General features: G+C 58.5%; 7 protein-coding genes. 5 read left to right on the top strand and 2 right to left on the bottom strand.

What is annotated here, in order from left to right:
- The first annotated feature begins 78 nt into the window (after nt 1–78).
- From purL to Poly51_RS07020, 5 genes are all read left to right on the top strand, one after another.
- Nucleotides 79–3,036 carry a phosphoribosylformylglycinamidine synthase subunit PurL gene (gene purL, locus Poly51_RS07040; protein WP_146455764.1) on the top strand — a complete coding sequence of 986 codons (2,958 nt, stop codon included), beginning with the start codon at nt 79–81 and terminating at the stop codon, nt 3,034–3,036.
- Between the two features lie 139 nt (nt 3,037–3,175).
- Nucleotides 3,176–4,186 carry a 4Fe-4S dicluster domain-containing protein gene (locus Poly51_RS07035; RefSeq protein WP_146455762.1) on the top strand — a complete coding sequence of 337 codons (1,011 nt, stop codon included), beginning with the start codon at nt 3,176–3,178 and terminating at the stop codon, nt 4,184–4,186.
- A gap of 107 nt (nt 4,187–4,293) precedes the next feature.
- Nucleotides 4,294–6,609 (top strand): hypothetical protein, encoded by a 2,316-nt coding sequence (locus tag Poly51_RS07030; protein ID WP_222435806.1) that lies wholly within the window; start codon nt 4,294–4,296, stop codon nt 6,607–6,609.
- A 100-nt stretch (nt 6,610–6,709) separates the two neighbouring features.
- Nucleotides 6,710–7,672 (top strand): DNA integrity scanning protein DisA nucleotide-binding domain protein, encoded by a 963-nt coding sequence (locus Poly51_RS07025; RefSeq protein WP_146455758.1) that lies wholly within the window; start codon nt 6,710–6,712, stop codon nt 7,670–7,672.
- Nucleotides 7,669–8,949, top strand: coding sequence for an APC family permease (locus Poly51_RS07020; protein ID WP_146455756.1), 1,281 nt, complete (start codon nt 7,669–7,671; stop codon nt 8,947–8,949). Before Poly51_RS07025 ends, Poly51_RS07020 begins: the two co-directional genes overlap by 4 nt.
- Nucleotides 8,950–8,986: 37 nt before the next feature.
- Here the strand turns inward: Poly51_RS07020 and Poly51_RS07015 are convergent, their stop codons facing one another.
- Nucleotides 8,987–10,354 carry a tetratricopeptide repeat protein gene (locus Poly51_RS07015; RefSeq protein ID WP_146455754.1) on the bottom strand — a complete coding sequence of 456 codons (1,368 nt, stop codon included), beginning with the start codon at nt 10,352–10,354 and terminating at the stop codon, nt 8,987–8,989.
- 114 nt (nt 10,355–10,468) lie between these two features.
- Entirely contained in the window at nt 10,469–12,028 is a 1,560-nt protein-coding gene (locus Poly51_RS07010; protein ID WP_146455752.1) for a sigma-70 family RNA polymerase sigma factor, read from the bottom strand.
- Between the last annotated feature and the right edge of the window lie 392 nt (nt 12,029–12,420).

Genomic DNA, 12,420 nt, shown 5'->3' with positions numbered 1-12,420 from the left:
CAGTCAGTGTCCCGGCCGCCCCGGAGCGGCTTTGACTGAGCGTTGAAAAATTAAAAACAAACGAACGAAAGTATTCCCATGCCGCTTTGGCAAATCGATATTTATCCGGCCGAGAACCAAGTCGACCGTGAAGCGATCCGCACCAGCGAAGAGATCGCCGAGCTCGGCTTGGGACAGAATGTTTCCGTTGCCTTCGCGCGAGGATTCTTGGTGCAAGGGAACTTTGCCGAAGACGAAGCGATGCGTCTGGCCGGCACGTTGTTGTCCGATTCGATCACCGAGCATTCGGTCGTTGCGATCGCGGGCGACGATGTGCTAAACGAACCGCCCGGTGAGCAAACTGTTCAAGTCAACGTGATGCCCAAACCGGGCGTGATGGATCCGGTCGCGGCCAGCACGTTGGGCGCGGCACGCGACGCGGGCTTTGCCGTCGACGCGGTTCGCACGATGCGGAAGTATTGGATCGGCGAAGTCGAAGACGCTTCGTTGGATGCGATTTGTCGCCGCGCGCTATCCAACGACGCGATCGAACAAGTCGTTGTCGGTCCGCTTGCGATGGACAAGTTGGACGTCGGGTCGCCGGGCGAGTTTGAGTTGGTGACGATTCCGATTCGCGAACTCAGCGACGAAGGGCTGGCGAAGTTATCCAAAGACGGCCAACTGTATTTGACTCTGGTCGAAATGCAGACGATCCGCGCGCACTTCGTCAAGATCGGCCGCGACCCGACCGACATCGAACTCGAATCGGTTGCTCAGACTTGGTCGGAACACTGTAGCCACAAAACGCTGGCCGGCCGGATCGCCTACCAGGGTCCAGGGTATGAAGGACACGGCGCCGACGGCGAACCGATGGCGGATAAACGTCAGTATGAAAACATGCTGAAGGAAACCATCTTCGCCGCCACGCAGCAGATTCGCAAAACACTCGGCGACAATGACTGGTGTGTCAGCGTGTTCAAGGACAACGCAGGCGTCGTCACGTTCGATGACGAGTACCACGTGTGCTTCAAGGTTGAAACGCACAACCACCCATCGGCGTTGGAACCCTACGGCGGTGCCAACACGGGCATCGGTGGTGTGATCCGCGACCCCATGGGTACCGGCATGGGCGCGAAACCGATTTGCAATACCGACGTGTTTTGTTTCGCGCCGCCGGACACTCCCGTCGATTCGCTGCCGCCGGGAGTGCTGCATCCGCGCCGCGTGATGAAGGGCGTCGTGTCGGGGGTTCGCGACTACGGCAACCGAATGGGGATCCCCACGGTCAACGGCGCGGTCTATTTCGACAAACGATACCTGGGCAACCCGCTGGTGTACTGCGGCAACGCGGGGCTGATCCCGGTCGGGATGGAAGACAAAGAAGTCAAGCCAGACGACTTGATCGTCGCGATCGGCGGACGTACCGGGCGTGACGGCATTCACGGTGCAACCTTCAGCTCGGCCGAACTGACCAGCGAATCGGAATCATTGTCCGGCGGCGCGGTTCAGATTGGTAACGCGATCACCGAAAAGATGGTTCTGGACGTTTTGATCCAAGCTCGCGATCGCGGCTTGTTCAACGCCGTGACGGATTGCGGTGCGGGCGGGTTCAGTAGCGCGGTCGGCGAGATGGGCGAACACTTGGGCGCCGAAGTTTGGCTGGACAAGGCACCGCTGAAGTACGACGGTTTGACGTATACCGAGATTTGGATTTCGGAAGCTCAAGAGCGCATGGTGTTCGCGGTCCCGCAAGACAAATGGGACGAATTGCGCCAGCTTTGCGAGAGCGAAGGTGTGGAAGCGGCGGCGATCGGACGCTTCGTGCCGACGGGGCGGTTGCTGCTGACCTATCAAGGCCACACGGTCGGAGATGTATCGATGCAGTTCTTGCACGATGGTCGCCCGCCGATCATTCGCGATGCGGTCTATACGCCGCCGCAAACACAACCGCTTTCTGTTCCCGCGATGAGTCCCGACGATCATCGTGCCGCGCTGCTTGCGATCATGGGCAGCCTGAACGTGGCCAGCAAGCAATGGGTGATCCGACAATACGACCACGAAGTCCAAGGCGGCAGCGTCGTGAAACCGTTGGTCGGTCCGCTGTGCGACGGCCCCGGCGATGCGGCGGTCGTTCGTCCACGGATGCAGTCGCGTCGTGGGCTGGTTTTGTCGTGTGGTATGAACCCGCACTACGGCGATTTCGATACTTACCATATGGCCGCATCCGCGATCGACGAAGCGATGCGAAACGCGGTAGCCGTCGGTGCCGATCCGTCAAAGATCGCCATCTTGGACAACTTTTGCTGGGGTTACACCGACCGCGCCGAAACGCTGGGGTCGTTGGTACGTGCGGCGATCGCATGCCAAGACATGGCGGTGACGTTGGGGACTCCGTTCGTTAGCGGCAAGGATTCGCTGAACAACGAATTCAGTTACTTCGAAAGCGACGGAACCAAGCAAACGATTTCGATTCCGCCGAGCTTGTTGATCAGCGCGATGGGCCAGATCGATGACATCGGCAAGGCGGTCACGATGGATGCCAAAGAAGTCGGTAACGTCGTGTTCTTGGTCGGTGAAACCAAGTCGGAACTGGGCGGATCGCATTTGTCCTTGGTTCGTGGTTTGACGGGCGGACAAGTGCCAACGGTGAACGCCGACATGGCAAAGGCAACGTTCGCGGCGATGCACGCGGCGATCATGTTGGGCCAGGTCCGTGCGTGTCATGACTTGAGCGAAGGTGGGCTGGCAGTTTCAGCAACCGAGATGGCGATGGCGGGAACGTGGGGGATGAAGATCGATATCGCGGCGGTTTGCGGCGGCAATTTGTCGGCATCCGAAGTTCTATTTAGCGAGTCGAACACGCGGTTCTTGGTCGAAGTTTCGGCCGAGGCCGCCGGTGATTTCCAAGCGTTGTTGGCGAAAAGCTCGGTTCCGGTTGCCCGGTTAGGTACAATCGAGGCCGACGAACGATTGGTCGTCACCAACGGCGCCGATGTGGTGCTGGATGTCTCGACCGCCGACGCCAAACAAGCCTGGCAAAAACCGCTCGCTTGGTAGACGTTGCCCGGGTTTAGCAGCGTGTTGAAAAAGGGGTCTGACCCTTTGGAGACGTTGCAGAAACATTGTGAATCCGAAACGTCGGAGAGGGTCAGACCCCTTTTTCAACACGCTGTTAGCCGAACACAAAGCCGACTTCATGATTTCCGCCACTCGCACTGCCACCACCACTGTCGTCATTTCGCGAGGCCAATCGCGGAATCCGGAAAAGCGTGGAATCGAGCAAGCGATCGCGGACTCGGTTGGCGCGTTGGACGGCGTCGATGTGCTGGTGATTCCGCACCTGTATGATTTGCCCAAGTCGAGCGAGTCGTACCAAAAGCTGAGCGATATCGAAGGCGACTTGGTGGTCGCGTCGTGGATCTACGGTCGGGCCGCTCACTGGGTGCTCGATCGCAACGGAATCGGCGGCCAGTATGGCGAAGTGCTGCTAGGCCAATCAAGCGATGACGACACTGGTGATGAACAATCCGATGCACCGGAGTCCGAAGGCGCAGACGGCGGACCGGTGGATCGGGTAACTGATTTGCACCCGCGGCCGAACCGCAACATACACTGCATCGACCTGAAGGTCTCGAACAACGCGAATGACTTCATTGCCGAGATCCGCCGGATCGTAGGCGTGGAAGATAACCCGCGTGAAACTTCGTTGCCGATCATTGGTGGCAAGATCGTGCAAGTCGACGAGACGACTTCGCGGCGGTGGTATCCGGTCATCGACTTCAGCCGATGCACCAATTGTATGGAGTGCGTCGACTTCTGTTTGTTTGGCGTCTACGGCGTTGATTACGGTGAAAATATCCTGGTCGAACAGCCCGACAATTGCCGCAAGGGCTGTCCGGCATGCAGTCGCGTTTGTCCTGAGAATGCCATCATTTTTCCCCAGCACAAAGCGCCGGCGATCGCCGGAGCCGAGGTCGAGGGCGAAGAGGGATTCAAAATCGACTTGTCCGTGTTGTTTGGTGCCCCGGCAACCGGCGACGATCCGATCGCCACGGCGGCGCGCGAGCGGGACGAGCAGCTTTTGTTGTCCGGTCGTGACGCCGTTGGCATCGACGACCAGCTTTCCAAACGCCAAGCTGCGATGAAGGCACAACCGAAGGATTCGCTCGATCGTCTGATCGATTCGCTTGACTCGTTCGATCTTTAGTCAATCTTTTGCTTTGTCGCGAAAAATCGTCTCGCTATCGACCTGGAATCCAATTGAAGTGATTTTCGGGGTCAACTTTCGAGTGCGTCCAGGCCGATACAACGCCTATGTATCGCCTGAACTCGGAGCACGACGTGCAGCATCGACGACCTTCTCGCACCACCAAACGACACACCCTTGGGGCCGTCATCGCCGCCGGAATGTCCTGTGTCGCGATCATGCCATGCGATGCGGAAAACGTTCGCCTGGTGACGCCCTCGACGGCTCGTTTGATGCCACCGACGTCGGTGACCGCGCCGCCCACCGCTCGGGTCGAGGCAGTCGCACCCGCGCCGCCGCCGGTCCGTTCGACCTTGACGCTGGAGTCAGCGCCGGTTGCCCGCATTGCGTCCGCACCGACAGATCGAACCGCCGACTCGAACGCAGCCCCGCCGTCGTCCATCGCGAAAGACGGAGAAATGTCGCTGGAGGCACCCAGCAATTCGACTTTGGAATTGCGGGTGGCGCGGCGGCCATGGTTGCTGGAAAAACTGATCAATCCAGGCGGATCGGATTCTCAATCGATGGATCCACCCAAGCCGCCGACGGAGCTTCCCGATCCCCCGTCGTTGGGGCGGATGCCGACCAAGCCAAGGCTGGACAATCAATCGATCGATCTGGGTGACGACGATGGTTGGAACCGTCGCGGTCAGATGCCGGCGCCGCGTTTGAACGCCGTGATCGAAGAACCCTCGTTGAAGTTGGTCCAGCCTCGCGAAGCGGCGCCGATCACGCAGCCCCGCCAGGTCCCGCGTTTGCAGCCTGAGCCAACCGCTCAGCCGAGCGTGAAACCGAATCGATTGGGCGCGCCAGACCAGTCCGAGTCGGCTCGGATCCCTGAGACGCACCGTCCAACGACTCAACCTCGAACGCCGCAAACCCGAACGCCACTGAATGTGGCGTCGGATGGACCGATTCCGTTGACCGATCCGCCGGCCATGCGGACCCGCAATTCACGACCGGCACCCACGACAAAAAGTCGCTCGATCTCATCGGACGCGCAAGGCGACAACGAAGGCCCCAGCCCCGCCTTCGTCGGTGATGTCGACCCATTAAGCGACGATGGCGGGGTGACCGTCCGAAAACTCAAGATCGCCCGCGACGGAACTCCCGTCGACGACTCGGGTCGAATTCCACCGGAGAGCACGTCGCTAGCCGCGCCGGCAAAACGATCGGTTTCGGATCTACCCGAGTACGTCAAAGCGGCCAAGCCACTTCGAGAAGTCGAAGTCGAGGCACGTTCCGTTGCACCGGAGTCGAAAAGCGAGCCGGTCGATGAGATCGATTCGATGGACTTGAATTCGGCATCTCGGTCCAAGGCTGTGGCGCCGCGTGAAGCAAGGCAGCCGATCGACTATGCCGGTTTCCCTCAGTCGGAAGTTCCCGTATCGAATACGGTGGGGCGATTGCAGGGCGTGATGCGTTCGTGTTTGGCGTACTATCACAACAAAGCGGAAATCGCAAACGAAAGAAGCAACTGGGGCATGATGCACGCGATCATGGTCTACGGCATCGATACGCAAGTGAAGGTCGACAACCGGTCCTACAGCACGATCGCTTGGATTGCGGGCAACAACGCGTGTCGAGGACAACGGTTGCTAACGACAAAGAACGATCGTATCGTCGCGAAGAGCGGGGTCGGGTTGCAAGGTCACCAAGGGCAAATGTTGGCCGTCTTCTCGCTGTGTGACGTGCCGACCGACTATCCCCTTTACGCGGATGGCAAAAAATTCGCATTGAGTGACGTGATTCGCGAAGAGCAACTGGCGTGCAAGAGTGGTGAGGAATTGACGTTCACGCTAATCGGCTTGTCGCACTACATGGACACCGATGCAACGTGGAAGGCCGAGGACGGCAGCCCGTGGGATTTCGAGCGACTGATTCGCGAAGAACTGGCCCAGCCCATCGTGGGCGCGGCGTGCGGCGGAACGCACCGGTTGATGGGGTTTGCGCACGCACTGCGGAAACGTCGCGCCGAAGGCAAGCCGATTGACGGTCAGTGGAAGCGGGCAGAAACATTCACCGAAGACTTCATCGACTATGCCTACCGATTGCAAAACCGGGACGGGTCGATGAGTACCGATTGGTTCGAAGGACGCGAGAACGATGACGACATGGATCGAAAGGTCCAAACAACCGGCCACATCGTCGAATGGTTGTTGACCGTCACGCCCGATTCTCAGCTTCAGAATCCCCGGCTCGTTGCCGCGATTCGGTATCTGTTGACGTCGATGCATAGCGAACGGGATCATGACTGGAGCATTGGTCCGAAGGGTCACGCACTGCGATCGCTGGCGATGTACTACGATCGCGTCTATCGGCCCGACACGCCGCCGTGGCGGACTCCGATGACGGCCAGATCGGCCGGCAATTCGCGTCGATAAATGTGCGGACGAGGACCGTCGTCCGAGCTCGACCTGTGCGAAGATGGGCGGATCGGCTAAAACAGTCTGTCTGGGCGACGGAAGATCCTCTTGCTTTGAAATGGCTCCCCACGTGGCGACGCAACGACTAACCAAACACAACGCGGCCATGGTCGAGGCGGCGATCGCATTATTGAAAGCCCGCAACGCCGACGCCCTGTTGGTGCTGCTGGACGGATCGACCGACTGGAAACGCATCGCCGAAATGGCGGCCGGGACCGACAAACCCGTGATTGTGGCCGTCGACAGCTCGGAAGACCTTGAGGGAGCGGCCGAAGCCGGGCTGAAGCCGCTTGCGCTCAACAAAGAAAAAGCACCGCTGCTGGAACGATTGCAGCATGCGATTCTAGAGGCCGCCGCCGATGAGTTCATTCGGACCAATGGCGAAGTCGTGGCCGTCTACAGCGGGTTCCACCAGGGCCGACTCGATTCAATCAGCCACCTGCAACTGGACGAGCGGATGCGGCGGCTGACGACCCGTGACCTACAGATGCTCGAAAGCCGCGTTCCACTACCGACGATCAAAGCGGTGATCGATCTGGCCGCTCAGATCGGCCGCGAGGGCCGTGAAGGCAAGCCGGTCGGAACCCTGTTCGTCGTCGGCGACACGCGGAAAGTGCTCGAACATTCTAACGATTCCGGTGTCGATCCGTTCCGCGGATACAACCGAACGTTCCGCAACCTGTTGGACGCAAAGGTCCAAGACGATGCGAAAGAGATCGCCCAGCTCGATGGCGCCTTCGTTGTCGGCAGTGACGGCGTGATCGAACGCAGTCGCCAGATGCTGGAAGTCTCGCACGAAGACCTAACGATGACCAAGGGGCTCGGGGCTCGCCACTGGGCAGCCGCGGCAGTGACTCGCAAAACGAAAGCCATCTCGGTCGTCGTCAGCCAATCGACCGGCACGGTTCGTTTGTACCAAGACGGTAACCTGGTGATGCGGATCGAACCGATGGAAAAAGCGGTGACGTGGCAAGAGTTTGCGTTCGAGCCGCCATCGTCCTCGCACCAACCCGAATCGTGAGCCGCGCGACGGGCCGCATCGGACTCGTCTCGGCGACCACCTTGGTCGCCGCCAGCATGATCGGAGTTGGCGTCTATACCACTAGTGGCTTCACGCTCGCGGCGCTCGGTTCACCCCAACGCGTCGTCGCGGCATGGTTGGTCGGCGGATTCATCGCCATCTGCGGCGCGATCGGATACGCCAACCTGGTGTCGCGGTTTGCCGAATCGGGCGGCGAGTATCTGTTTCTGTCGCGGACCTTGCATCCGGTCGCCGGCGTGATGGCCGGATGGGTATCGATGTTGGCCGGATTCACCGGCGCAATCGCGGTCGCGGCGTTGGGTTTGGAAGAGTATCTGACCCCGATGCTGAGTGATCAAGTCGCGTCGCTGCCGGGCGGCACCGTTGCGATCACTTCCGTTGTTGCAGCCGCCGTCTTGCATGCCATCGGCGTTCGCAGTGCGTCGCGGATTCAAGATGCCATCGTGATCGTGAAGCTGGCCTTGATCGCGGCCTTGGTCGTGTTTGCATTGCCGTCCATTCGTCCGGGCGACGCCGCTTCGATCGTTGTCGATACTCCGATGCATTGGCTTGACTTTTCCGGCCAATTGGTGTGGATTTCGTTCAGCTATGCCGGATTCAACGCAGCAGTTTACATCGCGGGCGAAGTCGACGAACCAAGCGTCAACGTGCCACGGGCGTTGGTCGGTGGAACGGTGATGGTCACGATCGTTTACATAGTTTTGAACACGATCTTTGTCTACTCGGCGCCGATTTCGGTCATCACCGACGGCGATAATATCTCGCAAGTCGCAGCAACTGCCGCCATGTCACTCGGTGGCGACCGTTTTGCGATGATGGTCCGCGCGGTTATCGTCGTTTCGCTGCTGACCAGTGTGTCGGCGATGGTAATGACGGGGCCTCGCGTGTATTCCAAGATGGCGGACGACGGCTTCCTGCCACCGTTTTTGCGATTCACCGACCGTCCTCCCGTCGCGGCGATCGCCCTGCAAGCGGTGCTTGCGATCATTGCGATTTCGGTTTCGACGTTGCCCCAGTTGCTCGGTTACCTCGGTCTGACGCTTTCGGTCTGCTCGGCGTTGACGGTCGCCATGCTGTTGGTACTGCGAATCCGTGGCACGATCGAACGATTGCCCATGTACGGTATCCCACCGGCGATCTACGTCGCCGCAACGCTTGGTATCGCAGTCATGTACGCGATCAACAAACCCGAACAAGCCATCGCGGCGATATTGACACTGGTTGTCGGCATCGGCTTCTACGCAATCAAGCGATAGAAAACGGGTCCACGTCGGGTGATTGGATGTTGGTTTGCTATGGCTCGATTAGTCTTCCGACGACGTCGCGCCAATTGCCAAGTTCCTGTTGTCGTACCAACTTCATCGTTGGATACCAGGGCGTTGATTCGCCGGTTTGTAACCAGCGCCAATCCGGCACCCGGCCCAGCATCATCGTCACGTCCGCGCCGACGGCGCCGGACAAGTGGGCGATCGCGGTGTCCGTTGTGATCACGCCGTCCAGGTTGGCAAGGATTGCCGTCGTATCGGTAAACGCACCCTCGGTGGCATCCAGGTGATCGGGCAAGCGAACGATGCGATCGCCGAAGTTGCAGGTTTCCAGTTGCTCGGCACCAAAACCGAACTGCAAATTGACCAGCGTCACATCGTCCCGTTTCGACAAGGGTTCTAAGATCGATAGCGGCACGCTGCGGTAAACGTCTGCGTGGTGTTGCGGGTTGCCTTGCCAATTGATCCCGATGCGACGTCCGGTCGTGTTGTCGTCGAGCCAACGTCGCCAGTACTCGACCAATTCTTGCGAGACGTTCAGGTAGCCATCGTTCGGTTTGATCAAGTCGGTGCGATAGTTGATGCGTCCATCGACTTGATACAGAACATCGATCGCTTCGATCATCGAGACTTGATAGTCGACCGGAGGCGGAACGTCTGCGTCGGCGATCAAACGCGTCACACCCAACGAATTGGCCGTTGATGTGAACAATGGAATCAATTTTTTCGCGCACTGCAAAATCACCGTCGCGCCGCGGTCCACCATCGTTTTGGCGACTCGGACAAAGTGGATCGCGTCACCGAGTCCCTGTTCCGGATACAGCAGCACCGTTTTTCCGGTGATGGGTTCGCCGTTCCAAATCGGCGCCGCGGTTTTTGGGCGATACAGGCCCGGCATCTTCCATCGCCACCGGTAGTGCTGCCAACCGACGTCGTAGTTGCCTCGCAGCAGTTCGATCACACCGAGGTTGCGATGCAATTCGGCATTGTCCGGATCGATGGCCAAACCCTGTTCGTACCAGTGCAGCCCGCGGTCGATGTCTCCCGTCCAGATCCATAGGGTTCCGCGGTTCTTCAGCGCCGACAAGTAGCGGGGATCTTGGTCCAACGACGTTTGAAAACACCGATCCGCTTCGTCGACTTCGCCCGACATTCGCAGCGAGTTGCCCAAGTTGTTCCAAGCGATGGGATAGACGGGTTTGATCTTGATCGCTTTGCGGTACGCGTCGGCGGAATCGGCAAACTGTCGCCCGTCGAACAGTGCGATGCCCAGATACACCCACGCATCGGCGTCCCTAGGTGACGCATCGATCACGCCGCGATAGATCGCCTCGGCGCGGGCGACATCGCCGCTCTGATGGATCTTCCAAGCTTGTTGCAGGGTCGTAGACGACATCGTTTGGAATCCGTTCGAAGTTGCAGCAGGTTGACGTATCGATACGAAAAAAGCGACGTGAATTTGCGAAACAAAAACACGTCGCTTCCTAAGAGATCAAGTTGCGATCGCGGCTTAGTCCAAGAAACCGACCAGATCTTGGCTGCGGCTGGGTTGTTGCAGTTTGCGGACAGCCTTGGCTTCGATTTGTCGAATACGTTCGCGGGTGACCTTGAAGATATGACCGACTTCTTCGAGCGTGTAGCTGTAGCCGTCGCCCAGGCCGTAACGCAGTTTGATGATTTCGCGTTCGCGGTACGACAACGACTTCAACACACCGGCGATACGATCGCGAAGCATTTCTTGCGTCGCACCGATCTGCGGGCTTTCCGCTGTTCCGTCGGGCAGCAGGTCGCCGAACTGGCTGTCTTCGCTGTTGCCGACCGGACGATCCAACGAGATTGGGAAACGCGACATCGTCAAAACGCGGCGAGCTTCCTCGACGGTAACGTCTGCACGACGAGCGGTTTCTTCGATCGTGGGTTCACGACCGAGTTCTTGCAGCAATTGTCGAGCAACGTTGCGAACTCGCGACATGGTTTCGACCATGTGAACCGGAATTCGGATCGTTCGGCTTTGGTCGGCGACGGCGCGAGTGATCGCTTGTCGAATCCACCAAGTCGCGTACGTACAGAACTTGAAGCCACGACGGTATTCGAACTTGTCGACCGCCCGCATCAAGCCCGCGTTTCCTTCTTGGATCAAGTCCAAGAACGATAGGCCACGGTTGCGATACTTCTTGGCAATCGAAACGACCAAACGCAAGTTACCTTCGCTGAGTTCGCGTTTGGCTTGTTGATACTCGCCGTAAACCTTGTTCAGCATTTGAACTCGGTTGCGAAGCGACGTCGGTGTTTCTTGGCACGCGGTCAAAATTTGGCGACGCTCACGCAGCAAGTCCTCGCGGACTTCGCGACCGTGCTTGGTTCGTTTTTGATCGCTGATCTCGTTTTCGATCTGCGTTAAACGATGCGAGAACTTTTCCAGCAACTCGATACGGGTCTCGATCCGCTGGGTCCGTAGACCGAGTTCTTCGATCAACCGGACCGCGCGACGACGACGACGGGCGAGCGAACGCCAAGCTTCGGCGCGACGACGCTGGGACGCACTCTTGGAAAGCGAAACCTTCCAATCGTGACGGTTGCGACGAAGCAGCGTTTGCAATGTTCGCAGGTTGTGCGGCAAGCGGCCGAGGATCTGTTCCTTTTCCAGACGGTCGGTGACCGAAACCTGGACGGTACGATCGAACGGCAATTGGCCACGGTAGACCTTTTTCAGGGTCTTATAAGCTTCGACCAAGACGAAGTGATTTTCTAGCAATTTGGTGCGGAAGCGACGGCGAGTTTCCTCGATCCGTTTGGCAAGTTCGATTTCTTGCTTCCGGGTCAGGAGCGGAATTTCGCCCATCTGGGTCAAGTACATCCGAACCGGATCATCCGACCATGATTCGCTTTCGTCGACCGAAAGCAACTCGTCGGGGCTGTCCAATTGGACTTCGCCATCGGCTTGACTGGCGATTTCAACCGAACCGCCTTCTTCGTTTTCATCAGCCGGCAGCTTACGGAAGCCACCGGTCATCGCTTCGGTGCTTTGTGCGTCGACTGACTCGAAGTCGTCCAATAGGGTGTCGAACAAGTGTGAGACTCCTGGCGAAAGCTGTTGGGGAAGGTGATATCAGACGCTGCCTTCGCATGGCGTCGCAAATTTGTCGGCCTCGAATTCAAATCGAGTGCGATCGTGTTGAGTGCCACCCCGGGTGAGGATGGTTTGGCGGTGGTTCGGGACGATTTGCCGGTGTTTGGTTCGTTGCCGTCGGATGTTTCGTCCGAAGTCGGCCTTGTGTGGCAAATCAAGACCCAAGCATCACTGCGAAATCAATCACAACGACATTTGCGGTGCGGGTAAGGGTTCAGCGTCGGGGTAAAGGTGTTATGAGTTGGTAAAAATTCAGACGGAAGCAACAGGAATAAAATCAATCGAAGGTCGCACATCCTGCGCGGTTGAAAGTCGTCCCAATTCTTATCCGA

This window comes from Rubripirellula tenax, from assembly GCF_007860125.1.
Taxonomy (GTDB): Bacteria; Planctomycetota; Planctomycetia; order Pirellulales; family Pirellulaceae; genus Rubripirellula; species Rubripirellula tenax.
The sequence above is the reverse complement of the archived record's forward strand: the minus strand, read 5'-3'. Positions and strand labels throughout refer to the sequence as shown.